Source organism: Streptomyces sp. NPDC003247 (assembly GCF_042888135.1).
Taxonomy (GTDB): Bacteria; Actinomycetota; Actinomycetes; order Streptomycetales; family Streptomycetaceae; genus Streptomyces.
The window spans coordinates 82,496-108,817 of the sequence record NZ_JBIAPF010000015.1; the positions used below are offsets into that span (position 1 = coordinate 82,496).

The window sequence follows — 26,322 nt, forward strand, 5'->3', positions numbered from 1 at the left end:
CGAGCCGCCTCGGCGGCGCCTCAACGTGCGTCGATAGCGCGTCGTATCGTCGTCGTATGAGCGAGTTCCCGAGTCCCGAGGACGCCGGCCTGACCACCGGCGCCCTGGCGCGACGCCTGGGCGTGGCGCCCACCACGCTGCGCTCCTGGGACCGCCGGTACGGCATCGGCCCCGCCGTCCGCGCCGACGGCCGGCACCGCCGCTGGCGGCCCGCCGACGTGGCCGTACTGGAGGCGATGTGCCGGCTGACGGCCGCGGGAGTACCGCCCGCCGAGGCCGCGCGGGCCGCACGGGAAACGGTGCGGGCGGCGCGGGAAGGAGGGGGCGAGCCGCGACGTGTGCCGGAGGGGGGCGAGGCGGAGCCGGTGCCGCCGGGCGGGGCCGGGTCCGCCGACGTGCCCGCGGCCGGGACCGCGTCGGCTCGGGCCGAGGCGGGCGGCGGCGCACCGGCCGAGCCGGAGCCGGCCGGCGGCAGGTCCCGCGCGGCCGGCGCGCTGCCCTTCGGCGGTGACGTGCGCCAGGAGTGCCGCGGCCTGGGCCGCGCCGCCGTACGGCTCGACGCGCCGGCCGTCGAGGAGCAACTGGCCGCCGCCGTCGAGCGGCACGGCCTGACCGTCGCCTGGCAGGAGGTGATGGTGCCGACGCTGCACGCCGTGGGACGCAAGTGGGCGTCGTCCGGCGACCGGTACGTAGAGGTCGAGCACCTGCTGTCCTGGCACGTCTCCACCACCCTGCGACGCGCCACCAGGCCGCCCGCGCCCGGGGACGGGGCCGGCACGGCCGCGCCGGTGCTGCTGGCCTGTGTGCCCGGGGAGCAGCACACCCTGCCGCTGGAGGCGCTCAACGCGGGCCTGAGCCACCTGGGGCTGCGCACCCGCATGTTCGGCGCCGCCGTGCCCGCGGAGGCGCTGACGACCGCGGTCCGGCGCCTGGGGCCGTCGGCGGTCGTCCTGTGGGCCCAGGCGCGCTCGGCGGCGAGCGTGGCGCTCGCCCGCCACGTCGCCGACACACGGTGGGGCGTGCACGGGGCGCGGCGCCGGCCCACGGTCGTCCTGGGCGGCCCCGGCTGGGCGGGGCGCGCGACGCACGGGATGCCACGGCCCGCCGGGCTGCGCGAGGCCCTGGAGGTGCTGGCCGGCGCGCACGCGCGCGAACCGGCGGCCGACGCCCCGCTCCCGCTCGGCTGACGCCGGGGGCGATGCCCTGCCCCCCGGCCCGCCCGGCGCCGGGACGGGGTGCCGATGCTCGTCTGCCGGGCGGTGGGGTGCCGACGCCTGTTCCTGCTCGCCGGCGCTGCGGCGGGGTGCCGATGCTTCCGCCCGCTCGGCGCCGGGGGCTGGGTGCCGATGCCTGCTTCCGCTCGCGCGGTGCCGGGATGCCGATGCTCGTCTGCCGGGCGGTGGTGGGGGCGGCGACGCCTGTTCCCGCTCGTTCGGCGCCGGGGCGGGGTGGCGATGCGCCCGCCCGCTCGGCGCCGGGGTGCTGCCTCCCTCTCTCGGCGGTCAGCCCAGCTGCTTCAGCAGCTCGGCCGCGAGCGGCCCGGAGGAGGCGGGGTTCTGGCCGGTGACCAGGTTGCGGTCGACGACCACGTTCGGTGCCCACGGCTCGCCGACCCGCACGTCGACACCCGCCTCGGTCAGCCGGTCCTGGAGCAGCCACCTGGCCTTCTGGCCCAGGCCTGCCTGGAGTTCCTCGGCGTTGGTGAAGGCGGCGATCCGGTAGCCCGCGAAGGCGTTGGAGCCGTCCTCGCGCACCGCGGCCAGCAGGGCGGCGGGGCCGTGGCAGACCACTCCGAGCGGCTTGCCCGACTCCAGGGTCTCGACCAGCACCCTGCCGGAGGCGGCGTCCACGGCGAGGTCCTCCATCGGGCCATGGCCCCCCGGGTAGAAGACGGCCGCGTAGTCGCCGAGGTCCACGTCCTCCAGACGGACCGGGCGGCGCAGTTCGGCCATGGCGTCCAGCCCGGCGGCGATCCGGTCGGCGCCCTCCTGGCCGCCGTTGGCCTCGGCGGCCAGGCTGCCCTTGTCGACGGGCGGGACGACACCGCCGGGCGTGGCGACGACGACCTGGTGGCCCGCCGCCCGGAACGCCTCGTAGGGCGTGACGGCCTCCTCGGCCCAGAAGCCGGTGGCGTGCCGGGTGCCGTCGTTCAGCGTCCAGTGGTCGGCGCCGGTCATCACGAAAAGGATCGTGGCCATGATGTGTCTCCGAGGGGGTTCAGGTTCCGGGGGGAGGGTGACCGTCGCCAGGACGCGGTCTCGCGGCGTGCGCGCACGGGGCGAGGAGCGGCCTGTCGACGTCGTCGAACGTAAGCCGTTCGAGGCACAGGGCTCCAATGGGTCTTCCAATGTCCGGCATTGGAAAAGCAATGGCACGCCGGGAATACTCAGCTCGGTGGAGTACCCCCAGCACCTGGACCTGAACCTGCTGCGCACCTTCCTGGCGGTCTACCGGTCGGGATCGTTCACCGGCGCCGCGCATCTGCTCGGCCTGTCCCAGCCGACGGTGACGACCCAGATGCGCACGCTCGAACGGCAGGCCGGGCGCGAACTGTTCGAGCGACTTCCGCGCGGGGTCGCCCCCACGGCCGTCGCCGACCAGTTGGCGGCCCGGATCGCCGTCCCGCTCGACGAACTCGCCGCGGTGTCGGGCCCGGACCCGGCGGCGGCCGGCCGGCCCGGGCCCGTGCACCTCGCCGGCCCGGCCGAGCTGCTGTGCACCCGTGTCCTGCCCGCTCTCGCGCCGCTGGTCGCCGACTGCGTCCGGCTGCGGGTGGCGACCGGGCTGACCGACCCGCTGCTCGACGAACTGCGGGCCGGACGCCACGACCTCGTCATCTCCACGATCCGCCCGCGCGGCCGCACCCTGACCTCGTCACCCCTGACCGACGAGGAGTTCGTCCTGGTGGCCGCCCCCGTGTGGGCGAAGCGGATCGGGGACCGGCCGGCCGCCGAGCTGCCCGCGGCGCTCCACTCCGTGCCGATGGTCGCGTACGCGGAGGATCTCCCGATCGCCCGCCGGTACTGGCGGCACGTCTTCGGGCGGCGGCTGTCCGGCCCCGCCGCGGTGACGGTGCCCGACCTGCGAGGAGTGCTGGCCGCGGTCGCCGCCGGCGCCGGATTCACCGTGCTGCCCCGCTACCTGTGCCAGGACGAGCTGGCGTCGGGGGCGCTCGTCGCCCTGTACGAGCCGGACGACCCGCCCATCAACACCGGCTTCCTCGTCCAGCGGCCCGGCGCGGTGGAGAACCCGGACATCACCCGCGTCCGCGAGCTGCTGCTGGGCGCGGGCCGCACCTGGTGAGACGCCCGGCCCGCGCGCCGGTGGAGAGGAAGACGCCCACCCGGGCCGGGCCTCGACCACCCCGACCCTGCCGATCACCCTGATCACCTCGACCACCCACGGCGGCTCGACCACGAGCGGCCCACCGCGGCCGCGGCGCCCGGCCGACGTCCGGGCCGTATCCGCTTTCCGGCCGCATCGGGGTCCGGCCGACCCGCGCCCCGGCTGCGTCCACGTCCGGCCGACCCGCGTCGGCCCCCCCGCGTCCACGTCCGGCCGACCCGCGCCACCCCCCGCGTCCGCCCCCGCATCCACGTCCCACCCGGCACGGGAAGCCCCGACGGGGGTACCCGTGCCGGGGGTACCCGGACGGCCGGTGGCCCCCACCGGCCGTACGACGAAAGGCACGCACGTGACCATGGACAGCGACCCCCCGGACGTCCTCGTGATCGGAGCGGGCGTCGCCGGACTGGCCTGCGCCCGGGACCTGCTGGCGGCGGGGCTCGACGTCCGCGTGCTCGAAGCCTCCGACGGCGTGGGCGGACGCATGCGCTCCGACCGTGTCGACGGATTCGTCGTCGACCGAGGCTTCCAGGTCCTCAACACCTCCTACCCGCAGCTCCGGCGCCGTCTGACGCTGCGGGAGCTGCGGCTGCGCCCGTTCACCCCCGGCGTCGCCGTGCGCACCGACCGGGGCATGCTGCGCTTCACCGACCCGACCCGCCGGCCCCGCGCCCTCCCTGACCTGCTGCCGGGACGCCTGGCCGGCCCGCGCGACCTCCTCGCCCTCGGGGTCCTGTCGGCCGGGGACATGCTCACCCCGGTACGGCTCCTGAAGCGCCGGGAGGCCGGCAGCACCCGGTCCGTGCTGGCCGCTGCGGGCTTCTCGGACGCGTTCGTGGAGACCTTCTTCCGCCCGTTCCTCTCCGGAGTGTTCCTGGAGGACCGGCTGGAGACGTCCGGCCGCGTCTTCCACCTCGTCTGGCGCAGCATGCTCCGCGGCACCCTGTGCCTGCCCTCCGACGGCATCGGCGCGGTGCCCCGCGCCCTGGCGGCCGCCCTGCCCCAGGGCACCGTCCGCCTCGGGACCGCCGTACGGCACCTGACCGCCACGGGCGCGGTGACGGCCGACGGCGCCGAGGTGACGGCGCGCCGGGTGGTGGTCGCGACCGGTCCGGGCCCCGCCGCCGCACTGCTGCCCGGCCTGGACGTGCCCGCCTGCCGGACGGTGACGACGTACTACCACGTGGCACCGCGCCCGCCGCTGCGCGAGCCCACGCTCGTGGTCGACGACCGGCGCCGGTTCCTCAACACCTGCGTCCTGTCCGAGGTGGTGCCCGGCTACGCCCCGGCCGGCCACGCCCTGATCGCCACGTCGGTCCTCGGGCGCGACGGCACCGGGCGCGAGAGCGCGGTGCGCGAGGCCCTGGGGGACGCGTACGGCGCCGACCCGGCCGGCTGGGACCTGCTGACCGTACGGACCGTCCCCGACGCGCTGCCCGCCATGACGCCCCCGCAGCCGCTGAGCCGCACGACCCGGGTGGCCCCGGGGCGGTACGTCTGCGGCGACCACCGCGCCACGGGCTCGGTCCAGGGCGCGCTCGCGTCGGGGGCCCGTGCCGCCCGCGAGGTGCTCCAGGACCTGCGGGCCTGACCCCGCGCCCGCGCGGTGCGACGCTCCCGCACCCGCACCTCCGCGCCCTGCACCGGGTCTCCGCAGCCCGCACCCGGGGCTGCGGACCCCGCACCCGGCCTCCACCCTGGCTTCGCACCCCGGGGCCGGGTGAGGAAGCCGCGCGCGGGGCGCCGTGGCTCAGGGCGGTCCGTCGTCCCGTCCCGCCTCCTCCCGCAGCAGCTCGTCCAGGTCGGTCAACCGGTCCAGGCCCGCCACGGGCCGCGCCATCCGGGTGTCGGCCGCGAAACGGCTCCGGTGCCGGTGCAGGAAGGCCCAGTAGCCGGCCGTGTACGGGCACGCCCCCTCACCGACCCGGCGTGTCGGCCGGTAGGCGCAGGGCCCGCACAGGTCGCTCATCCGGTGCAGGTACGCCCCGCCGGAGGTGTACGGCTTGGTGGTCATCTGCCCGCCGTCGGCGTACTGGGACATGCCGACGACGTTCGGCAGCATCACCCAGTCGTAGCCGTCGACGAAGCAGCGGTGGAACCAGTCGGTCACGGCGGCCGGGTGCCAGCCGCGCTGGAGGGCGTGACTGCCCAGCACCATCAGCCGCGGGATGTGATGGGTCCAGCCGGTGTCCCGCACCTGCGCCAGGACCGTGGCCAGGCAGCGGGCCGTGACGGCGTCGGCGTCCAGCTCCAGGAACCAGCCCGGCAGCGGTGCCCGGTGCCCGAGGGCGTTGCTGTGCCGGTAGTCCTCGCCGAAGTACCAGTACAGGTGCCACACGTACTCGCGCCAGCCCGCGATCTGACGCACGTACCCCTCCGCGCTGTTGACGGGCACGTTGCCGGACCGCCAGGCGGCTTCCGCGCGCTCCACGCACTCGGCGGGGTCCAGCAGGCCCAGGTTGAGCGACGACGACAGCAGGCTGTGGCTCATCACCGGATCGGCCGCCAGCAGGGCGTCCTCGTACGGGCCGAAGCCGGCCAGCCGGTGGGCGACGAACCGGCGCAGCGCGGCCAGCGCCTCCCGGCGCGAGGCCGGGAAGAGCCGCGGCCCGTCGCGCCCCACGAAGGTGATGCCGTCCCGCTCCTGCCAGCGGTCGAGGTCGGCCCGGACCTCGTCGTCGACGGCGTCCTCCCGGGGCCGGTAGGGCGGGGGAACGTCCAGGGCACGGGCGCCCTTCGGGGGCGGCTCGCGGTTGTCGTGGTCGTGGTTCCAGCGGCCGCCGGCGGGCTCGTCGCCGTCCATGAGCAGGTCGTGCGTACGGCGCACCCACCGGTAGAAGTCCTCCTGCCGCAACCGCCGGCCGCCGTGCCCGTCGGCCCACGCGCGGAAGTCGTCCCGCGCCACCAGGAAGCCGCGCGGGGGCAGGACCGTGACGTTCTCCAGCGACCGCACGAACCGCAGCGCGGCGCGCGAGGTCGGATGGCACACGGTGACCGGCCCGCCGCCGGCCGCCGCGCGCAGCCCCTCCCGGTAGGTGTCGGCCCGGACGTAGCGCACCCGGTCGCCGAGTTCGGCCGCCCGGTGGCGCATCGCGGACAGCACCAGGTGGGCCTTGGCCCGGTGGAAGCGCCGACGGCGGAACACCGACCGGGCCTCGATCATCACCACGGGCGCCTCCCGGCCGGGGCCGTCGTCACCGGGGGCGAGGAAGTGCGGTCCGAGCTGGTCGCCGAAGAGCCAGTGCGGGGTGGCCACGGGTGTCTCCTCAGCCGTGCGAGCGCGCCCGTTTGAACCGGGCGAGCCCCTCCGACAGTTCGACGAGGGGGTCCGGGTAGTCGACGGCCGCCCGGTCCCGGCCCGGCAGTTTCCACGGCTCGTGCACCGCCGGGCCCTCGATCCCCGCCAGTTCCGGCACCCAGCGCCGGACGTAGGCCCCGTCCGGGTCGAAGCGCTTGGCCTGGGTGACGGGGTTGAGGACCCGGTTGGGCCGGTTGTCGGTGCCGGTCCCCGCGACCCACTGCCAGTTGAGCTGGTTGTTGGCCACGTCCCCGTCGACCAGCAGGTCCAGGAAGTGCCGGGCGCCGATCCGCCAGTCGACGTAGAGCGTCTTGGCGAGGAAGCTCGCGGTCAGCAGCCGGCCCCGGTTGTGCATCCAGCCCTCGTGGCGCAGCTGCCGCATCGCCGCGTCCACGACCGGATAGCCCGTCCGGCCCTCCCGCCACGCCTCGATGTCCTCCCGCGCCGTCCGCTCCGTACGCCACCGGTCGTGCCGGGTCCGGTAGTCGGCGCCGGACGCGGCCGGGCGGGCCGCCAGCAGCTGGCGGTGGAAGTCGCGCCAGGCGACCTGCCGGACGAACGCGTCGGCGCCCCGGCCGCCCGCCGCGCGGGCCCGCTGCACGAGGTCGACGGGGGAGAGAGTGCCGAAGTGCAGGTGGGGCGAGAGCCGGGAGGTCGCGTCGCCCGCCAGGTCGTCGTGCCGGTCCTCGTAGGCGTCGATCCCGTGCTCCAGCCAGGAGGCGAGCCGCCGGCGGCCCTCCGTCTCCCCGCCCGCCGCCAGGCCCTCCGACACGCCCCGGTAGACGGGCAGGTCCTCCGAACCGACGCCGTGGGGCACCCGCACGACCCGGGGCGCCGCGAGCGGCTCCCGCAGCCGCTGGTCCGACCAGTGCCGGAAGTACGGCGTGAAGACGGCGAAGTGGTCGGAGGCGGACGGGGTGACCGCGCCGGGCGCCACGGCCGACGTCACCGCGTCGTGGACGTGCAGGCGTACCCCCTCGGCCTCCAGCGCGCGCCGCAGCCGCTCCTCCCGGCGGTGCGCGTACGCGCTGGCGTCCGCCGACAGGTGCACCTCGTCGGCACCCGCCTCGGCGGCCACCCGGCACACCTGCGCGACCAGGTCCCCGGAGCGGACGACGAGCCGCCCGCCCCGCTCCCGCAGCCCCGCGTCGAGATCGCGCAGGCAGTCGGAGAGGAACGCCAGCCGGTTGGGCGTGGCGAACCCGGCGCCGTCGACGGCCCGGTCGCGCACGAACAGCGGCACCGCCTCGCGGGCGCCGTCCAGGGCGGCCCGCAACGGCGGATGGTCGTGCAGGCGCAGGTCGGAGGTGAACAGGACGACCGAGACGTTCATTGCGGTGACTCCGGATGAGGTGAGAGGACCACGGCCGCTTCCCCGGCGGTGCGCCCGCCGGGGGCGCGCTCAGGCGACGGGTGCCGTCGTGTCGGACGCCGCCGCGGTGCGGGCGATGTTGCGGGCCATGCCGCCGAACACGACCGCGTGGAACGGCGAGACGCCCCACCAGTACGCCTGGCCGAGCAGCCCGTGCGGGTGGAACAGGGCGCGCTGGCGGTAGCGGGCACGGCCGTCCCCGTCCGGTTCCGCGTACATCTCCAGCCAGGCCAGGCCCGGCAGCCGCATCTCGGCCCGCAGCCGCAGCAGACGGCCGGGTTCGATCTCCTCGACCCGCCAGAAGTCCAGCGAGTCGCCGACCCGCAGCCGCGCCGCGTCCCGCCGTCCCCGGCGCAGGCCCACCCCGCCGGCCAGCCGGTCCAGCCCGCCGCGCACCGCCCAGGCGAGCGGGAAGGAGTACCAGCCGTTCTCGCCGCCGATGCCCTCGATCACCCGCCACAGGGCCTCGCGCGAGGCGTTCACGGTCAGTTCCCGGTGGTCGGTGTACAGGCTCCCGCCCGCCCAGTCGGGATCGGTCGGCAGCGGGTCGCTCGGGGCGCCGGGCAGGGAGGCGGAGGACCAGCGGGTGGTGACCCGCGCGTCGCGCACCCGCTGGAGGGCCAGCCGGACCGCCTCGTCGAACCCCACGGGGTGGCCCGGCGGATCCGGCACGTACCGTGCGATGTCGTGCTCGCGGCAGACCACCTCGTGCCGCAGCGACTCGGTCAGCGGCCGGGCGATCGACGCCGGCACCGGGGTGACCAGGCCGACCCAGTGGCTGGACAGACCGGGGCTGAGCATCGGCACCGGGAGGATCAGCCGGCGCGGCAGCTCCGCCACGGCGGCGTAGCGGACCATCATGTCGCGGTACGTCAGGACGTCCGGACCGCCGACGTCGAAGGCCCGGTTGACGTCCGCGGGCATCCGGGCGCTGCCGACGAGGGCCCGCAGCACGTCCCGGACCGCCACCGGCTGGATCCGGGTGCGCACCCAGCTCGGGGTCACCATCACGGGCAGCCGCTCGGTCAGGTAGCGCAGCATCTCGAAGGAGGCCGAGCCGGAGCCGATGACGACGGCCGCCCGCAGCACGGTCGTGGGGACGCCGGAGGCGAGCAGGATGCGCCCGACCTCCGCGCGTGAGCGCAGGTGCGGGGACAGCTCCCGTTCGGGCACGTCGGCCGGGGTGAGGCCGCCGAGGTAGACGACGCGCCGCACCCCGGCGGCCCGCGCCCGTTCCCCGAAGATGCGCGCCGCGCGGCGGTCGGTCGCCTCGAAGTCGTCGCCCGTGCCCAGCGCGTGCACCAGGTAGTAGGCGACGTCCACACCCCGCATGGCGTCCGCGACCGACGCGGCGTCCGTGACGTCCCCGCGCACCACCTCCGCCCGCCCGGCCCACGGGTGGTCGCGCAGCCGCCCGGGGGAGCGGGCCAGGCAGCGCACCCGGTGGCCCGCGGCCAGCAGTTCCGGGACGAGCCGGCCGCCGATGTACCCGGTGGCTCCGGTCACCAGAGAGAGCGGCGCGCCGGAGTCGTCGCCGTGTGCGGTCATGAGTCCTCGGTCCTCCGTGTCGACGGGCCCCTCGGGTATGGCTTCCACCGGGTGGCCGTGCGCGGATGCGCCGGTCCACGACCATGCACACGACCGGGTGATCGCGGGCAGCGGCTACGCTGACCGCGTGGCCACAGCGAACGACGGTGAGCGCCGCGCGCGGGAAGACCGGCCGGACGCTCCCGGAACACCGACCGACCTGCCCGCCTTCGCCGTCCGGTTGCGGAGGATGAACGGCGAGATCAACCGGCTGGTGCACGGGTTCGCCGGGGACCACGGACTGCACGCGACGGATGTCCAGGCGCTCGCCGCGATCCTCGACGCCGACGAGCCGATGACCCCGGGGCGGCTGCGCGAACACCTCGGTCTGACCTCCGGGGCGGTCACCGCGTGCGTGGACCGGCTGGAGCGCGCGGGACACATCCGGCGGGTCCGGGAGAGCGCCGACCGCAGGGTGGTCCACCTCTACTACGCGGCCGACGCCCGCTCGGCCGCCCGCACCTACTTCCGGCCGCTGGCCGAGGCGACCGAGGCCGCCCGCGCCCGCTTCACCGAGGACGAGCTGGCGGTGGTGATGCGCTTCCTCACCGCGATGGGCGAGGAGCTGTCGCAGATCACACCGCACGGCCGTTGACCGCTCCCGGCCGTTGTCCGCTCCCGGCCGTCGACCGCTCCCGGCCCTTGACCGTTCGCGGCCGTTGAGCGCTTCGGGCCCGCTGATCGCCCCCGGCCCGTGATCGCTTCCGCCCCGGTGCATCCGGGGGCCGGGCGCGGGCAGAAGAACGGACACCGTCTACGATCATCGGCGGCAAGTTAACTCAATGATTGAGATTGTTTGTCATTGAGATAGTTGCCGGTGCCGAGACACCTCGGCCAGGCCAAGAAGATCCATCCCCGCTGGGAGAACGATGTCCACCACCCCTCGACGCGCCCGCTGGCTCGTCCCCGTCCTCCTCGTCGCCGTATGGCTCGGCCTGGGCGGCGCCCTCGGCCCCTACGCCGGGCGCCTGGGCGAGGTCGCCACCAACGACCAGGCCGCCTTCCTGCCGCGCAGCGCCGAGTCCACCGAGGTCATCGACGCGCAACGGGCCTTCAAGCAGGACGAGACGCTCCCGGCGATCGTCGTGTGGACCGCGTCCTCGACCGGCTCCGGGTCCGGGTCCGGGTCCGGCTCCGGGTCCGGCTCCGCGAGCGGCGGCACCGGGATCGAGGACCGCAAGCAGGCCGCCGACAGCGCCCTCGCCACCCTCACCGACGCCCCCGGCGTCGCCGGACAGCTCTCACCCGCGCTGCTCTCGGAGGACGGCGAGGCCATCGAGGCCGTCATCCCGCTCCGCCCCGACCTCGGCGACGACCTCGCCCCGGCCCTGGACCGCATCCGCGCCGCCGCCGAACGCGTCCCCAACACCACGGTCCAGCTGGCCGGACCGGCCGCGACCCAGGCCGACCTGTCCGACGCCTTCGCCGGCATCGACGGCCTGCTGCTCGCCGTCGCCCTGGTCACCGTCCTCGTCATCCTGCTGCTCGTCTACCGCAGTCTGCTGCTCCCGCTGGTGATCATCCTTGGCGCGGTCTTCGCCCTCGGGCTCGCCTGCGCCGTCGTCTACGCCCTCGCCGACCACGACGTGGTGCGGGTCGACGGCCAGGTCCAGGGCATCCTCTCCATCCTCGTGATCGGCGCCGCCACCGACTACGCCCTGCTGCTCACCGCCCGCTACCGCGAGGAACTCGCCTCCCGCACCGACCGGTTCGGGGCCGCGTGGGCCGCGCTGCGGCAGTCCTGGGGCGCCATCGTGGCCAGCGCCGCCACCGTCGCCCTCGGGCTCCTCGCCCTGCTGATCAGCGACCTCACCAACAATCGTGCCCTGGGCCCGGTCGGCGCCATCGGCATCGCCGCCGCCGTCGTCAGCACCCTGACCTTCCTGCCCGCCGTCCTGGTCCTCCTCGGCCGCGCCGCCTACTGGCCCGCCAAGCCCCGTCCGACGGACGGCCGCACCGGCGGTGCCGGCCTCTGGCAGCGGGTCGCCGCCCTCGTCGACCGCGCGCCCCGCAAGGTGTGGGCGGTGTCGCTGGCCGGCCTGATCGCCTGCGCCGCGTTCGCGCCGACCCTCGCCTCCCGGGGTGTCCCGCTCGACGAGACCTTCGTGAACGACGCGCCCTCCGTGACGGCGCAGCAGACCCTCGCCCGGCACTTCCCCGGCGGCTCGGGCAACCCCACGGTCGTGATCGCCGACGCGGACCGCGTCGAACGGGTGGTCGCCACCGCCGAACGCACCGACGGCGTCGCCTCGGCCGCACCGGTCGGTGCCTCGGGACGGTCCGGCGGCGAGCCGCTCGTCGTCGACGGCCGGGTCCGTGTCGACGTCACCCTGAGCGCGGCGGCCGACAGCGACGCGGCCAAGGACACCGTGGCGCGGCTGCGCACCGCCCTCCACGCGGTGCCCGGCGCCGACGCCCTCGTCGGCGGCTACACCGCCCAGCAGTACGACACCCTGCACACGGCCGAACGGGACCGCACCCTCATCGTCCCCGTCGTCCTCGCGATCATCTTCCTCATCCTGACCGCGCTGCTGCGCTCGCTCCTGATGCCCGCCCTGCTCGTGGCGACGGTGGCGCTGAACTTCCTCGCCACCCTCGGCGTGTCGAGCCTGGTCTTCCAGCACGTGCTCGGCTTCACCGGCACCGACCCGTCCGTGCCGCTGTACGGCTTCGTGTTCCTCGTGGCGCTGGGCGTCGACTACAACATCTTCCTCATGTCCCGGGTCCGCGAGGAGTCCCTGCTGCACGGCGTGCGCGAGGGCGTCCTGCGCGGCCTGGTCACCACGGGCGGTGTCATCACCTCCGCCGGCGTGGTGCTCGCCGCCACCTTCGCCGCGCTCGGTGTGATCCCGCTGGCCTTCCTCGCACAGATCGCGTTCATCGTCGCCTTCGGCGTGCTGCTCGACACGCTCGTCGTGCGCTCGCTGCTGGTGCCCGCGCTGGTGCGGGACATCGGGGGGCGCGCCTGGTGGCCGGGACGGCTGGCGCGCGGCGGCGCCACGTCCGGTGAGGAGCCGGTCACGCGGGCGTGAACATGCTCACGCCGATCGCGGGCAGGCGCAGTACGAGGGAGTTGTCCGTTACGGATCGGGAGGTGTCTGCCGCTATGGGCGCGAAGGTGTTGGAGCGTTTTCCTGCGGGGGCTCCGCGCGGATCGTGGCCGGCGGAGGAGTACGCGGCGCGACGGCGGGCGGAGGGCGAGCCCGCCACCGTCGTCATGGACCTGAAGTCGGACGCCTTCCTCGTCGTCGTGCCGACCGGCGACGAGGAATGACCCACCGGCCGGCCGCCACGGGCACGGGCCGCGCCCATGCCGGGCTGCCGGTGGCGGGGGCCGCACACGCGCCGGGCCACCGGTGGCACTGCCGTACCCACTCCGGGCCGCAAGCGGCGCGGGCCGCGCCCGTGCCGGGTCACCGGTGATGCGGGCCGCACCCACTCCGGGCCGCCTGCGACACGAGCCGCGCCCACGCCGGGCCATGGCGGCTGCCGCCGAGACGGCCGAGACGGCCGAGAGGGCCGAGAGGGCCGAGAGGGCCGAGAGGGCCGAGAGGGCCGGGACGGCCGGGACGGCCGGGGTCGGCGTGGCCCGCGCCGGAGCGCACAGGGCGGCGGCGGCACCGCCGCCCGCCGCGTCACCCTCCGAGGGCGGCGAGCGCGGCGAGATGTGCCGTCCGTGACGGCGAGGTCTGGCCCTGGACCATGAGAAACAGGGCCTCCCGCGCCAGGCGTTGCGCCCGGTTCGTCAGCAGCATCGAACGGCCGCCGCCGGCCACCACGGCCGCCGTGGTGGCCGCCCGCAGCACCTCGTACGCCGCCGTCCTGAGGGCCAGCTTCTCCTCCAGGTGCTCGTGGGGCACCGGATGGTCGGCCAGGGCGTAGGCCCGCCGGCGCACCTCGTCCAGACGGTGGCGCAGGGGAGCGGCCGTGCCCTCGTCCAGCAGGGTGAGCGCCGTCTCCGTGACCCCGAAGACGGCCGGGTTCGCGGCCACCGTCTTCGGGCGGTCGGCCGCCGCCCACCGCTCGTACGGCGTCCGCAGGACCACCGCCTCCTCCGGCAGCCACAGGCCGTCCAGCTCCAGGGAGACCGTCCGCGCCGCGGTGAGGGCCGCCAGGCGCAACGGCTCCGACGCGCGCAGGCCCGGCTGCTCGCGGGCCTCCGTGAACGCGAAGAGCGCCTCGCCGGAGTCGGTGACTCCGGCGAGCAGCATCACGTCGTTCAGCCCCCAGCCCGTGTACCAGGGCACCGTCCCGTCGAAGCGCCGGCCGCCCCGCTCCCGCGTCACCCGCACGGGGAGGCGCGGATGGGCCCGCAGATGGGCGTAGGCCACCCCGGACAGCAGCTCGCCGCGCGCCAGCGAGCCGAGCAGCCGCTCGCGCGCCGGCCCCTCGCTCCTGGCCAGGGTCAGCACCGGCGTGTGGTGCTGCGTCTGCACGAACCACGTCGAGCAGCACGCCCCGGCCAGGATCTCCGCCGTCTCGCGCACGACCGCGGCGGGGGCCGCCGACCCGCCGTACTCCTCCGGCGCGTTCACACCCAGCAGGCCCGAGTCCCGGATCGCCGCGAGATGGCTCACCGGCACGCCCTCCTGGTCGACGCGTTCGGCGTGAGGCGCCAGCAGTTCGTCGGCCAGGCGGCGGGCGCGGGTGACGAGGGGGTGAGGAGGAGTCATGCACGAGATTGTCGGGGAGCGGCCGCGCGGGTGCGGGCCCGGGGTGAGTGGCCGCGCGCGAGGCGACGGAGGCCCGCCGCCTCGCGCGGCGGCGGTCCGTGGCGGGCGGCCTGGCTGTCCGCCGCGGACGTCAGCCGCCTTTCGCGCCGTACCGCCGAGCGCTAGTGTTCGAGTGCAGTGAGTGACCCATGAGGAGCGTAGAGATGATCGGTCGTCCGAGCGCGCGTTGACGTCGTGGGCCGTGAGCGGCCCGTCATCGCGTGCTGCCCTTGATGCCGCGGCACAGCGAGCCTTCCCCCCCCGCCCGAACCGTCGGTGCGCCTTCCGTGCGCCGCGTGACGGGCCTCCTCGTCGGCAGTCCAAGGGATCCTCGTGCCGTCCGTTTCCTCTTCCTCCGCCGTGTCCGATGCCGGTGGTCCTGTTCCGTCACGCCTGTGGCGGGACGGCGACTTCCGCAGACTCTGGGTGGGGCAGACGGCCTCCCAGCTCGGCGAACACACAAGTCTGGTGGTTCTGCCGCTCTTCGCCGTCCTGACGCTCGACGCCGGTGCCGGCCGGCTGGGCCTCCTGCGCGCGGTGGGGCAGGTGCCGATCCTGATGCTCTCGCTCTTCGCCGGCGCGTGGGTGGACAGGTGGCGGGCCCGCACGGTGATGGTGCTGACGGACGTCGGCCGGACGCTGGCCCTGGGCGCCGCCGCCGTGGCCGGCCTCCTCGGTGGGCTCGGACTGCCGGCGCTGTTCGTGGTCGCCTTCGCCGTCGGGACCCTGTCGGTGTTCTTCGACGTGGCGTACCAGGCGTCCCTCGTACGGCTGGTGAGACGCGATCAGTTGGTGTGGGGCAACAGCGCGCTCGAGGGCAGCCGGTCCGTGGCGCAGATCGGCGGCCCTGCCCTCGGTGGTGCGTTGGTGTCACTGCTGTCGGCGCCGATCGCCGCCGCTGCCGGCGCGCTGTTCTTCGCACTGTCGTTCCTGTCGATCCGACGGATCCGACGGATCGAATCGCTCCCGACGCGCTCGAAACGTCCCCCTCGGGTCTGGCGGCGGATCCATGAGGGCCTGCGTTTCGTCGTCAGCGATGCCTCGCTGCGGACGGTGTGCCTCGCCTCGGCCGCCTTCCAGTTCTCCTCCGCGGCCATGATGACCGTCTACCTGCTCTTCCTGCCGCGGGAACTGCACCTGTCGGGCACCGCCGTCGGGCTGGCGCTCGCGGCGACGGGACCGGGCGCGCTCCTGGGCTCGGTGCTGGCCGCCCGCCTGCCGCACCGGTTCGGCCACGGCGCGGTGCTCGTGTCCGCGGCGGCACTGGGCGACGGCGTGTTCCTGTGCGTGCCCGCGGTGCACGGCTCCTCCGCGGTGACCGTTCCCGCGCTGCTGGCGATCAACTTCGTGTTCGGTACGTGCGGCCAGTTGGTGAACGTCACGGTCATGGCTGTCCGGCAGGGCGTCACCCCGGACGGGATGCAGGGCCGCGTGGCCGCGACGATCACTTTCGCCGGCATGGGGATGACCCCACTCGGCTCGCTGCTCGGCGGATTCCTCGCGGAGGAGTGGGGATTGCGCACCGGCCTCCTGGTGACGGCCGCAGGCATGATGCTCTCCCCCGTGCTGATGGCCTCGTCCCCGCTCGCCCGCCTGGGACGGGCACTCCCGGTCGCGTAGGACGCGCCGCTGCCCGCTGCCCGCTGCCCGCTGCCCGCTGGGCGGAGCGCGGGAGCGTCTGTGCTTGCGGGAGGAAGGCGCGTCACACGTCGGGCACGGCGCACGGACGCAGGACCATGAGCGAGTCCTCCAAGGCCGCCACCATGGCGAAGGGGAACCGGTCGAGCTCGAGACAGAGTGCGACGTCATCGGGATGGGCTCCTTGACGCACCCCCTCCGCCAGCTCGGCCGCGGCGCGCGACCCGGCGGCGCGGCGGAGGAACCCGGCGGCATCCGCCCCGGCCTCGGTGGCCCCGGCTGCGGTGGTTCGCCGAGCGATGTACTGAGCGCACGCCAGGTCTTCTTCGGCCCGTCCGTCCTCGCCGGTGACCACGAACGTGACACGGTCACTCTTGCGTGTCCGCAGGAGCCTGGCCGTCGCCTCCGCCACCACGAAGCCGGCGCACAGCACCAGCGACGCCTCCTTGACCGCGAGGGCGCCGACCGTCCCTGCCGTGGTCTTCTGCACGACGGTCCGTCCGCGAAGGTCGACGGACCGCAGCAGGCCCGGTGAGTTGACCATCTCGAACCCGGGCGCGGGCGGCCCGTCCTTGAGCGCCACCCGGTCAGGGTGACGAGCCTTGAGCGCCAGGGCGTCGTCCAGCGACTCAGCGAGAACGATCTTCTCCGCCCCCTGGGCGAAGGCCCAGGCAGCCACGGTGAAAGCCCGCATGACGTCCACGTCGACCGCTACGGACGGGGCCTCGACCAGCTCGGCGATGCCGACAAAACGAGCGTCCATTCGCATCATGATCGCGCATGCCGGCCCGACGCGGCCGGAGAGTGGTGCACGTCACACCGAAGCGACACGACTCATCCGGCCCCCTCCCGCACCGCCGGGGAGGCGGGACGCCAGCCCAGTTCGGGTGCGACCAGGTGCCGTACGTCGTGCAGGATCTGCTCGTACTCCTCCCGGTGGAACTCGTAGGGCAGTTCCAGGCGCAGCTCGGACACCTCGGCGAGCACCGGATCGGCGGTCAGCCGCTCCACGATCTGCTCGGCGGTCCCCACGACGTCCGGGGCGAACAGGGTGCGCTTCGGGCCCTGGGGCGCGAGGGTGCGTTCGTGGCGGCTTGCCGCATAGGTGCGGTAGCGGGCCCGGGTGGCCGCGTCGGCACTGTCGAGCGGCACGATCACCCGGCCCAGCGCCACGCGCGCCGGACGGTCCCCGGACAGCGTGCGCCGGTACGCGGACAGCAGGTTCATCTGGGCCGTGGTGAAGTCGTCGGTGTCCTCGCCGGTGACGATGTTGCCGGACAGCAGACCGAGGCCGTTCCCGGCGGCCCAGCGCACCGAACGCAGACTCCCGCCGCCGTACCAGATCCGCCGGGCCAGGCCGGGGCTGTGCGGTTGCAGCCGGGGGCGCTGGACGTTGCCCGGCGAGTGGATCACCGTGTCCGGGCCGCCGAGGTAGTCGCCGCGCAGGTTCTCGACGACCCGGGTGATCCTGCCGTACGACAGGTCGAAGCCGCGCCAGTCCCCGTCGTACACCAGGTCGCCGAGCAGGTCGGCGTGCGGCATCCCGGTGCTGAAACCGATCTGGAGCCGGTCCCGGGACAGCACGTCGGCCAGCGCCAGGTCCTCGGCCAGGCGGAACGGGCTCTCGCAGCCGATGGGGATGACCGCGGTGCCGAGTTCGATCCGCTCGGTGCGCTGGCCGGCCGCGGCGAGGAACACGGCCGCCGAGCCGACGCCGTGTTCGAGGTGGCGCTGCCTGATCCAGGCGCCGTCGTAGCCGAGCCGTTCGCCGTACTCGAACAGCCGGAGCGTCTCCTCCAGGCCCGCGTGGGGGTCGTCGTCGGTGAAGTTGCCGGGCGTGAGGAAGGCCAGCGATGTGATGGTGGGGGTGCTCATGCGACGCCGGTCCTCAACTCGTGGTGGCTTCCGCGGCGGGGGAGGGGAGACGGCCGCCGGGGATCGCCGCGAGCAGTGCGCGGGTGTACGCGTGGCGGGGCTCCGTGAACAGGTCCTCGGGCGGGCCGGTCTCGACGACGCGTCCGGCCCGCAGGACGGCGACCTGGTGCGCGATCTGGCGCACGACGGCCAGGTCGTGGGAGATGAACAGGTACGCCACGCCGGTGTCCGCCTGCAACTCGGCCAGCAGTTCCAGGACTTGGGCCTGGACGGACACGTCGAGCGCGGAGACGGGCTCGTCGCACACCACCAGGTCGGGTGAGAGGGCGAGGGCGCGGGCGATGGCCACACGCTGGCGCTGTCCGCCCGACAGCTCCGCCGGGCGGCGCTCCAGCGTCGAGGCGGGCAGCGCGACCCGGTCGAGCAGTTCACGGGCGCGGGCGAGCCGGGAGACGCGGTCGCCGACCTTGAAGGCCCGCAACGGCTCGGTGATCACCTCGCCGATGGAGAAGCGCGGGTCGAGCGAGGCGTACGGGTTCTGGTAGACGAGCTGGGCGCGGCGGCGCAGCAGCCTGACCCGGTTGCCCCTGGCGGCGGTGACGTCGGTGCCGTCGAACAGGATCTGCCCGGAGGTCGCGTCGGCGAGGCGGAGCACCAGCCGGGCGGTGGTGGACTTGCCCGAGCCCGATTCCCCGACCAGGGCGAGCGTTTGCCCGCGGTGCAAGGTGAGGCTGACGTCGTCCACCGCGCGCAGCGTCCGGGCCTCGCCCCCGGCGCGCGGCAGCCTGAACTCCTTGACCAGGTTGCGCACTTCGACCAAGGGCGTCGTACCGGCCTTCGGCGCGGAGGCCGGTGTGCGGGGCCGGGCGGTGGTCAGGCTCGGGGCGCTGGCCAGCAGCCGCCGGGTGTACTCGTGCCGGGGGTCGGCCAGGACGTCACGGGTGTCACCCGCCTCCACCACCCTGCCCCGCTCCATGACCACCAGGCGCTGGGCCCGGTCGGCGGCCACCCCGAGGTCATGGGTCACGAGCAGGATCGCGGTGCCCGACTCCTCGGTGAGGTGCTGCAGGTGGTCGAGGATGACGCGCTGCACGGTGACGTCGAGCGCGCTGGTCGGCTCGTCGGCGACGATGAGCTGGGGCTTCGCGGCGATGGCCACGGCGATCAGCACCCGTTGCCGCATGCCGCCGGACAGTTCGTGCGGGTACTGCCGGGCGCGGACGGCCGCGTCGGGCAGCCCGGCCCGTTCCAGCACGGCGACCGCCTCGACGGCCGCCGTACGGCGGGTCGCCAGACCGTGGATGCGCAGCACCTCGGCGACCTGCTCGCCGATCCGCTTGACCGGGTTGAGCGAGACCGTCGGATCCTGCGGGACCAGCCCGATCCGCGCGCCCCGCACGGTGCGCAGCTCCGCCTCCGACAGGGTGGCGAGGTCGTGCCGGCCGAAGCGGACCGTGCCCGCGTCGATCCGGCCGTTCGCCGCCAGCAGCCGGGTGACGGCGTGTGCCGTGGTGCTCTTGCCGGAGCCGGACTCACCGACCACGGCGGTCACCTGCCCGGGCCACACGTCGAGGTCCACGCCCCGCACGGCCGGTACCGTGCCGCCCCGGGTGCGGTACGACACGGACAGTCCGCGGATCTCCAGCAGTGGTGTGGTCACGTCCTCACCGTTCTCGTGTTCGTCGCTCATCGCTGCCGGGACCATTCGCCGTCCAGCGCCCTGGCGATGCGGTTGGTGGCCAGCACGGTCGCGGCGATCGCCAGACCGGGCAGCGCGGTCAGCCACCAGGCGTTGGCCAGGTAGTTGCGGCCGTCGGAGATCAACGTCCCCCATTCCGGGGCCGGCGGCGGCGCGCCGTAGCCGAGGAAGCTCAGCGCCGACACGGCCAGGATCGAGGTGCCGAAGTCCAGCGTGGCCAGGACGATCACCGGGCCGGCGGCGTTGGGCAGGACGTGCCGGCCCAGCACCGAGTACCAGCGGGCCCCGCAGGAGCGGGACGCCTCGACGAACACCGCCTGCCGTATCCGCAGGACCTCGGCGCGCGCCACCCGGGCGAAGGAGGCGACGCTCGCGACCCCGACCGCGACCGCCACCTTCACCGTCCCGTACCCGAGCGCGGTGACGAGGGCCAGCGACAGGAACAGCGCGGGGATGGAGAGGAGGACGTCCACGAAGCGCATCAGCACGTCGTCCACCCAGCGGCCCACGAACCCGGCGACCACGCCGAGCAGCCCGCCGACCACGAACGCGACCAGGACCGCGATCAGCGTGGCCTTGAGGGACAGCTGGGCGCCGTGCACCACACGGGAGAACACGTCGCGTCCCAGTTCGTCGGTGCCGAACCAGTGACTGCCGCTCGGGCCGCGGAAGTTCTGCGACGGCACCCCCTTCAGCGGGTCCTGCGAGGTGAACAGGTCCGGCCGGAACGAGGCCAGCACCACCAGCACGAGGACGGCGGCCGACAGCAGCAGACCGGGGCGGCGCAGCAGGAACCGCAGCACCTGCCGTACATCGGCCCGACGGCCCGGTTCCGCGGGCGAACCGGCCTCGACCGGGCGGGCCGGGCCGAGGGCGGCCTCGGCTCGGTCGTCGACAAGGCTCTGACTCATGCGAAGCTCGCCCTCCTGTCCGAGGCCACCACGATCCGCGGGTCCAGCAGCGGATAGACGAGGTCGACGACCAGGTTCGTCGCCACGAAGATCAGCGACCCGAACACCACCACCCCCTGGACCAGCGGGATGTCCTGGGCGGTGACCGCCGCCGCGGTCACCCGCCCGAGGCCGTCGCGGGAGAAGACCGTCTCGACGACCACCGAGCCGGCGATCAGCTGCCCGACCAGCAGGCCGACGACCGTCAGCGCGGGAAGTGACGCGTTGCGCAGCGCGTGCCGCAGATGCACCCGCCACCGGCCGGCGCCCTTGGCGCGCGCGGTCTCCACATAGGCCTGGTCCAGGGCGGTGAGCAGGCTCTTGGCCAGCACCTGCGCGATCTGCGCACCGGTCGGGACCGCCAGCGTCAGGGCCGGCAGCACCAGGCCCCCCAGCCCGTCGTTGCCGAACGCCGGGAACCACTGGAGCCGGAAGGAGAACGCCTCGACGAGCAGCAGGCCCACCCAGAACGTCGGGACCGACACCCCGAGCGGGGGCAGCGACAGCAGCAGCTGCCGCAGCGACCGCTGCGAGGTGTACGTCGCCACCACCGCGAGACCGCCGCCGAGCACCACCGCGAGCAGCAGCGCGGCACCGGTCAGCTGGAGTGTCTGCGGCAGCGCGTCGGCCAGCGTGGAGGTCACCGGGCGGCCGGTGGAGACCGCGTCGCCGAAGTCCCCGCGCACCGCCCGTCCGAGATACTCGGCATACTGCACGAGCACCGGCTTGTCGAAGCCGTACTCGTGCCGCAGCGCGGCGAGTTGAGCCGGATCGACCTGTCCCGAGTCCAGCCCGGCACCGGCCATCGCGGTGACCGGGTCACCGGGCAGGTAGTCCAGCACCAGGAACGACACCGTGTAGGCCGCCCACAGCACCCCGACCGCCTGGGCCAGCCGTTTGATCACATAGCGGCGCATGCGCTAGCCGATCCAGGTGTCGTGCAGCTGGATCCGGCTGCCCGAGTCGAAGGCGAGGTCGTGCACCTTCTTCGACACGCCCAGCTGGGTCTGGAGCTCCACCACCGGCACGTTGTACGCGTTCTGCACGAGCAGCTTCTGCGCCTCGCCCACCAGCTGCCCGCGCCGGGCGGTGTCCGTGGTCGCGGCCTGCCCGGACAGCACCGTGTCCAGTGAACTGGCGGGCAACCGGTAGAAGTTGCCCAGCCGGGTGGAGAAGGAGCTGCGCAGGATGTCCGGGTCGGAGCGGGTCACGTTGCCCCACACCACGTCGAAGTCACCCGACTGGAGCGTGGTGGCGAACTGGCTGACCTGGAGCTGCTTGAGCACCACGTCGACGCCGACGGCCTTCAGCTGCTGCTGGACCAGCTCCAGTGCCGGCTGGTTGGTGGTCGCGTTGGGGAACCAGGTGATGGTCAGGCTCAGCTTCTTGCCGTCCTTGGTGCGGACACCGTCGCCGCCCGCCTTCCAACCGGCCGCGTCCAGCAGGGACTTCGCCTTGGCCGCGTCGAACGCGAGGTCCGAGGAGAGGTCGGTGTAGTCGGGTGTGGTGTGGGCCAGGACACTGGTCGCCGGCTCGGTGCCGGTCGGGAACACGGTGTCGGCGATCTGCTCGCGGTCGACGGCGGCCAGGATCGCCTGGCGCACCTTGGTGTCCTTCAGCACGGGCAGCGCGTTGTTGAGCCCCAGCCCGAACACCACACCGGGGTTGGCCCGGCGCTGGAGGGTGACCTGACCGCCCTTGAGCGCCGCCTCGTTGGCCTTGCCGACGCCGCTGATCGCGTCCACCTGCCCGGACTGGAGACTGCCGGCCCGGACACCCGCCTCGGGCACGACCTTGAACACCAGCTTGTCCAGGTAGGCCTCGCCCTTCTTGGACCACAGCGAGGAGCCCCAGTCGTACCCGGTGCGCTTGGCCAGGGTGATCGACTGGTTCTGCACGTACTGCTTCAGCACGAACGGTCCGGACCCGATCACGCCGTCGCTGCACTTCTGCTGCGGGCTCTTCTTCGCGCTCGCCGACGACTCGATGCCCAGCGAGTGGGTCGACGTCGCCTGGAGGAACTGCGCGTTGGGCTCCTTGAAGGTCACCCTGACGGTGAGCGGGTCCACCACGGTGGTGCTCTTGACGCCGCTCAGATAGCCCTGGGCGAGGGACCCCAGGGCGCCTAGCTTCGGCACCGCGTCGAAATTGTCCTTCACCACCTGCGCGGTCAGCTCGGACCCGTCGCTGAAGGTGACACCCGACCGCAGGTGGAAGGTGAACGTCGTCGCCTCGGAGTCGACGTCCCAGCTCTCGGCCAGCCACGGCACGATCTTGCCGGTCTCGGGGTCCTGGTCGGTCAGGGAGTCCACGGTCTGGCGCACCGAGTAGATGCTCTCGTTGCTGCCGACCTGCTGCGGATCCACGCAGCCGGAGTCGGAACCCACCGCGAAGGTCAAGGTGCCGCCGGACGTCGGCCGACCGCTTCCACTGCCGGAGCCGTCGCCGCCCGACCCGCAGGCGGTCAGCAGGACACTGGTGGTCAGCAGGGCGGCCAGGGGCGCCCATCGGGAGGTTCTGAAATCCGGGAGTGCTGTCACGGAGGGCTTCTCCTACTCGGGTCACCAGGCACGGGGTGCTGTCGGGGGCACGGCCGTGCATGGGCGTGCGGCCCCGGCCGGATCGACACCGGCGGCGGGGGAGCGCTGTACAGACAGGGGTCAGGGGCGACACCGGGAGCGGTGCCGGGAAAGCGCGAAGCAGGCGCGGGCCGGTGACGGACGTCAGCCGGCGGCGGACGAGCTCGTCAGGGCCGACAGAGGCAGCTGGTCGAGCGCTTCAGATCGATGTGGCGTCGGCGCGAGAGCCGGGAGAACGCCGTGGCGTCGGCGAAGGAGACAGCCAGGTCAACGCCGTGTCGCACGCCTGTCCTCCCCATCTCCGGCCCCCGTCCCGGGGCCACGCGCTTGCGGGGATCGTCGGTGATCCCGCCGGGCTTTCACCTGGAGCACCCCACCGCGTGGGAGGGTTGCCGGTCAGCGAGCCAGGGCTTGACGCTGACACTCAATGCCGGTCGCGATGGTACGGAGCGGTCTTGTCGTACGTCAATGCCGGAATCGGGCGCCCGGTTGGAGGAGGCGGGGCCGTCTCAAGTCCCGGGACGCGTGGTGGACGCCCCTCCCGCCATGTGCTTTGATCCGGCGATGGAGACCGCAGGTCAGGCACGCACCGTGCTGTTCGCCCCGTTCTGGGTGGGCCGCCGCGCCGATCAGTTCGACCAGACCTGTCGCTGACCACTCGCGCCCCTCAACTCCTCCAGCCCCTTCCCGGCCCGCGTACCGCCGCGCCCTCGCGCGGACGCGGACCGGCGTCGCAGGCCCCCGCGCGGCGAACAGGCCATGCACCTCCCGCCTTCCTCGGGGCGCTTCCGGTGTGACGCGTCCGTCGCGCGCACCACCATGGCCGACCCATCCGGAAAGAGACGTATGGACGTCAACAGCACCGCCCCGGCAGGGGTGTTCGCCGCGCTGCGGGTCCGTGACTACCGGATCTACTGGAGCACGGGTCTGGTGTCCAACGTCGGCAGCGCCATGCAGGGCGTCGCGCTGGACTGGTTCGTTCTCAGGCTCACGCACAGCGGGACCGCGCTCGGCTGGGTCATGGGCCTTCAGTTCGCCCCGGTCCTGCTGTTCGGCCTGTGGGGCGGGGTGACAGCCGACCGGTACGACCGGCGGACCCTGCTGCTGTGGACCCACACGCTGTACGCGGCGCAGGCCGTGCTGCTGGCGGTGACGGTGCTCTCCGGCCATGCCCCGCTGTGGCTGCTGTACGTCCTGTCCTTCGCCCTGGGCTGCGTGTTCACGGTGGAGAACCCCGCACGTCTGTCGTTCGTCACCGAACTGGTCGGACGGGCCCTGATCCCGAAGGCGGCGGGCCTGAACATCCTGTCCCTGAACGCCGCGCGTCTGATCGGCCCCGCGATCGCCGGTGTACTGATCGGGGCGATCGGTACCGGATGGGTGTTCGCCCTCAACGCCGTCTCCTTCACCGTCGTCCTCGTCGGGCTGCTGTCGATCCGTCCACGGTCGCGGCAGACACGCGCCGCCTCCCGGCCGCCCTGGACGGGAGCGGGGGTGGAGGGGCTGCGGTACGTGGCCGCGCGGCCCGAACTCGTCGGCGTCTTCACGATCTTCGGCCTGGTCGCCACCTTCGCGGTCAACTTCCCGACCACGCTGACCCTGTTCGCCGACCGGGTCTTCGACGTCGGCTCCCGGGGGCTCGGCATCATGAACACGGCCCTGGCCCTCGGCACCGTCGCAGGGACCATCGCCGCCACGCGCGGTGTCTCGCCGCGGGTCCGGACGGTCGTGGTCGGCGCGCTGCTGTTCGGCGGTTTCGAGGCGCTGGCGGCGGTCATGCCGACGTACCCGGCGTTCCTCGCCCTGTTGCTGCCCGCCGGTTTCACGTTGATGACGCTGAACACGGCCGTGAGCGCCTTCGTCCAGTCGGAGGTCAGCGATGCCATGCGGGGCCGGGTGATGGCGGTGTACACGGTGATCTCGATGGGCGGCAGCCCGGTCGGCGCCCCCGTCATCGGCTGGATCTCCCAGCACGCCGGGGTGCGCTGGGGGCTGGCCACGGGCGCCGCGACCGCCGTCCTGGTGGCGGCCGGGGTGGCGCTGTGGCCGGCGCGGACCTCCCCTTCGGCGCCCGCCCCGGCCGCGCCGCCGATCTCCCGGTCCGTGACGACCGCCCGCCCCCCTTCCCCCGACCGCACACCCGCATCCGAACCGTCCACCGGAGGAACTGTCCATGACTGACCGCCACACCCGCCTGCCCGGACTGCACCTCGTGCTCGAGGCCGACGGAGCCGGCGCCCACCCCGCCGCCCGGGCGACCCCGACCCCGCAGGCGGTGCGGGAGGCGGCCGTCTCCGCCGAGCACGCCGGCTTCGCCCTCGTCACCTTCGCCGACGCGCCGCTGCCGCCCGGCACGGGCGCCGAGCCCGTCGGCCGTATCGAGGCCAGCACCCGCGCGGCGTACGTCTCGGGCCTCACCGACCGCATCGGGCTCGCTCCCACGCTGCACGTCACGACCACCGAGCCCTTCCACCTCGCCACCCAGTTGGCCTCCCTGGACCACGCATCGCACGGCCGGGCCGCCTGGCTGGTGGGAGCGGCCGCCGGCGCGGACGAACTCGCCACGGTCGGACGGTCCCCGCTCCCGGCCGGCACGCTGCACCGGGAGATCACGGACGTCGTCGACACCGCCCGCGCCCTGTGGGACTCCTGGGAGGACGACGCGGTCGTCAAGGACGTCGCCACCGGCCGCTTCCTGGACCCGGACCGTGTCCACCACATCGACTTCGAGGGCGGTTCCTTCACCGTCAAGGGCCCCCTGATCACGCCCCGTCCCCCGCAGGGGCAGATCGTCGTCCTCGCCCCGGACACGCTGGAGATCGACGAGCGCGCCGACGTGGTCCTGGTGGCCCGCCCCACACCCGCCCAGATCGCCTCCCGTTCGGCCGCCGCCCGGGAGAGCGGCGCCCCCCTGGTCTTCGCCGAGGTGGAGGTGGTACTCGACACCGCCGTCCCGGCCGCCGACCGGCTGGCCGCGCTGAACGGCACAGCCGCGTGGCCGGAGACCGGACGGCTGCGCCACACCGGCTCCCCCGAAGCGCTGACCGAACTCCTCACCGAACTCGCCCGGTCCGTCGACGGCGTGCGGCTGCACCCCGCCGTCCTCGCCGACGACCTGCCCGTCCTGGCCGACCGGGTGCTGCCCGCCCTGGCCGCCGCCGGACTCCACCACCCGCCCCGCCCCGGCGACACGCTGCGCACCACGCTCGGCCTGCCCCGCCCCGCCAGCCGCTTCGCCACCGCGACCACGAACGCCTGAGGTGACCG

General features: G+C 74.3%; 21 protein-coding genes and 1 riboswitch. Of the genes, 9 read left to right on the forward strand and 12 right to left on the reverse strand.

The window, feature by feature from the left end:
- Nucleotides 1-56 precede the first annotated feature (56 nt).
- Nucleotides 57-1,187 (forward strand): MerR family transcriptional regulator, encoded by a 1,131-nt coding sequence (locus ACFYWQ_RS36735; protein ID WP_389522855.1) that lies wholly within the window; start codon nt 57-59, stop codon nt 1,185-1,187.
- Nucleotides 1,188-1,502: 315 nt separating this feature from the next.
- On the opposite strand, the gene ACFYWQ_RS36740 is transcribed toward ACFYWQ_RS36735, so the two are convergent.
- Nucleotides 1,503-2,198 carry a type 1 glutamine amidotransferase domain-containing protein gene (locus ACFYWQ_RS36740; RefSeq protein ID WP_389522857.1) on the reverse strand — a complete coding sequence of 232 codons (696 nt, stop codon included), beginning with the start codon at nt 2,196-2,198 and terminating at the stop codon, nt 1,503-1,505.
- A 196-nt stretch (nt 2,199-2,394) separates the two neighbouring features.
- On the opposite strand from ACFYWQ_RS36740, the gene ACFYWQ_RS36745 reads away from it, so the two are divergent.
- Together ACFYWQ_RS36745 and ACFYWQ_RS36750 are read left to right on the forward strand one after the other, a co-directional pair.
- Nucleotides 2,395-3,303, forward strand: coding sequence for a LysR family transcriptional regulator (locus tag ACFYWQ_RS36745; protein WP_389522860.1), 909 nt, complete (start codon nt 2,395-2,397; stop codon nt 3,301-3,303).
- 397 nt (nt 3,304-3,700) lie between these two features.
- Nucleotides 3,701-4,936, forward strand: a complete 1,236-nt coding sequence (locus ACFYWQ_RS36750; RefSeq protein ID WP_389522862.1) for an NAD(P)/FAD-dependent oxidoreductase — start codon at nt 3,701-3,703, stop codon at nt 4,934-4,936.
- Between the two features lie 159 nt (nt 4,937-5,095).
- Here ACFYWQ_RS36750 and ACFYWQ_RS36755 read toward each other — a convergent pair whose 3' ends face one another.
- From ACFYWQ_RS36755 to ACFYWQ_RS36765, 3 genes are all read right to left on the reverse strand, one after another.
- Complete coding sequence (locus ACFYWQ_RS36755) at nt 5,096-6,601, reverse strand: cryptochrome/photolyase family protein (protein ID WP_389522865.1); 1,506 nt, start codon at nt 6,599-6,601, stop codon at nt 5,096-5,098.
- A gap of 10 nt (nt 6,602-6,611) precedes the next feature.
- On the reverse strand, nt 6,612-7,976 hold the full coding sequence (locus tag ACFYWQ_RS36760; protein WP_389522868.1) for a cryptochrome/photolyase family protein: 1,365 nt from the start codon (nt 7,974-7,976) through the stop codon (nt 6,612-6,614).
- A gap of 69 nt (nt 7,977-8,045) precedes the next feature.
- Nucleotides 8,046-9,563 carry an SDR family oxidoreductase gene (locus ACFYWQ_RS36765; RefSeq protein WP_389522871.1) on the reverse strand — a complete coding sequence of 506 codons (1,518 nt, stop codon included), beginning with the start codon at nt 9,561-9,563 and terminating at the stop codon, nt 8,046-8,048.
- A gap of 127 nt (nt 9,564-9,690) precedes the next feature.
- Here ACFYWQ_RS36765 and ACFYWQ_RS36770 point away from each other — a divergent pair, with 127 nt between their 5' ends.
- The 3 genes from ACFYWQ_RS36770 (at nt 9,691) to ACFYWQ_RS36780 (ending at nt 12,876) form a co-directional block, all read left to right on the forward strand.
- Nucleotides 9,691-10,197, forward strand: a complete 507-nt coding sequence (locus ACFYWQ_RS36770) for a MarR family winged helix-turn-helix transcriptional regulator (protein WP_389522874.1) — start codon at nt 9,691-9,693, stop codon at nt 10,195-10,197.
- Nucleotides 10,198-10,471: 274 nt separating this feature from the next.
- Nucleotides 10,472-12,634, forward strand: coding sequence for an MMPL family transporter (locus ACFYWQ_RS36775; RefSeq protein ID WP_389522877.1), 2,163 nt, complete (start codon nt 10,472-10,474; stop codon nt 12,632-12,634).
- Nucleotides 12,635-12,708: 74 nt separating this feature from the next.
- The gene (locus tag ACFYWQ_RS36780) at nt 12,709-12,876 is read left to right on the forward strand and encodes a hypothetical protein (RefSeq protein WP_389522879.1); all 168 of its coding nucleotides are present in this window, start codon (nt 12,709-12,711) and stop codon (nt 12,874-12,876) included.
- Between the two features lie 361 nt (nt 12,877-13,237).
- On the opposite strand, the gene ACFYWQ_RS36785 is transcribed toward ACFYWQ_RS36780, so the two are convergent.
- A complete protein-coding gene (locus tag ACFYWQ_RS36785) occupies nt 13,238-14,275 on the reverse strand; it encodes an acyl-CoA dehydrogenase family protein (protein WP_389522882.1) in 1,038 nt (345 codons plus the stop codon).
- A gap of 372 nt (nt 14,276-14,647) precedes the next feature.
- On the opposite strand from ACFYWQ_RS36785, the gene ACFYWQ_RS36790 reads away from it, so the two are divergent.
- Nucleotides 14,648-15,934, forward strand: a complete 1,287-nt coding sequence (locus ACFYWQ_RS36790; protein ID WP_389522884.1) for an MFS transporter — start codon at nt 14,648-14,650, stop codon at nt 15,932-15,934.
- A gap of 82 nt (nt 15,935-16,016) precedes the next feature.
- Here ACFYWQ_RS36790 and ACFYWQ_RS36795 read toward each other — a convergent pair whose 3' ends face one another.
- The 7 genes from ACFYWQ_RS36795 to ACFYWQ_RS36825 all read right to left on the reverse strand — a co-directional run bounded on the left by ACFYWQ_RS36795 (nt 16,017) and on the right by ACFYWQ_RS36825 (nt 23,354).
- Nucleotides 16,017-16,715, reverse strand: coding sequence for a 2-phosphosulfolactate phosphatase (locus ACFYWQ_RS36795; protein WP_389522887.1), 699 nt, complete (start codon nt 16,713-16,715; stop codon nt 16,017-16,019).
- Nucleotides 16,716-16,786: 71 nt separating this feature from the next.
- Nucleotides 16,787-17,827 carry an LLM class flavin-dependent oxidoreductase gene (locus tag ACFYWQ_RS36800; protein WP_389522890.1) on the reverse strand — a complete coding sequence of 347 codons (1,041 nt, stop codon included), beginning with the start codon at nt 17,825-17,827 and terminating at the stop codon, nt 16,787-16,789.
- A 13-nt stretch (nt 17,828-17,840) separates the two neighbouring features.
- Nucleotides 17,841-19,517 carry a dipeptide ABC transporter ATP-binding protein gene (locus tag ACFYWQ_RS36805; protein ID WP_389522893.1) on the reverse strand — a complete coding sequence of 559 codons (1,677 nt, stop codon included), beginning with the start codon at nt 19,515-19,517 and terminating at the stop codon, nt 17,841-17,843.
- Nucleotides 19,514-20,437, reverse strand: a complete 924-nt coding sequence (locus ACFYWQ_RS36810) for an ABC transporter permease (protein WP_389522896.1) — start codon at nt 20,435-20,437, stop codon at nt 19,514-19,516. Before ACFYWQ_RS36810 ends, ACFYWQ_RS36805 begins: the two co-directional genes overlap by 4 nt.
- Nucleotides 20,434-21,393 (reverse strand): ABC transporter permease, encoded by a 960-nt coding sequence (locus ACFYWQ_RS36815; RefSeq protein ID WP_389522898.1) that lies wholly within the window; start codon nt 21,391-21,393, stop codon nt 20,434-20,436. Before ACFYWQ_RS36815 ends, ACFYWQ_RS36810 begins: the two co-directional genes overlap by 4 nt.
- A 3-nt stretch (nt 21,394-21,396) precedes the next feature.
- Entirely contained in the window at nt 21,397-23,016 is a 1,620-nt protein-coding gene (locus ACFYWQ_RS36820; RefSeq protein ID WP_389522901.1) for an ABC transporter substrate-binding protein, read from the reverse strand.
- Nucleotides 23,017-23,222: 206 nt separating this feature from the next.
- Nucleotides 23,223-23,354, reverse strand: coding sequence for a putative leader peptide (locus tag ACFYWQ_RS36825; RefSeq protein ID WP_389522903.1), 132 nt, complete (start codon nt 23,352-23,354; stop codon nt 23,223-23,225).
- Nucleotides 23,355-23,373: 19 nt separating this feature from the next.
- A riboswitch (SAM riboswitch) is annotated at nt 23,374-23,487 on the reverse strand.
- Nucleotides 23,488-23,901: 414 nt separating this feature from the next.
- On the opposite strand from ACFYWQ_RS36825, the gene ACFYWQ_RS36830 reads away from it, so the two are divergent.
- Together ACFYWQ_RS36830 and ACFYWQ_RS36835 are read left to right on the forward strand one after the other, a co-directional pair.
- Nucleotides 23,902-25,236, forward strand: a complete 1,335-nt coding sequence (locus ACFYWQ_RS36830; RefSeq protein WP_389522906.1) for an MFS transporter — start codon at nt 23,902-23,904, stop codon at nt 25,234-25,236.
- Nucleotides 25,229-26,314 (forward strand): LLM class flavin-dependent oxidoreductase, encoded by a 1,086-nt coding sequence (locus tag ACFYWQ_RS36835; RefSeq protein WP_389522909.1) that lies wholly within the window; start codon nt 25,229-25,231, stop codon nt 26,312-26,314. Before ACFYWQ_RS36830 ends, ACFYWQ_RS36835 begins: the two co-directional genes overlap by 8 nt.
- Nucleotides 26,315-26,322: the final 8 nt, after the last annotated feature.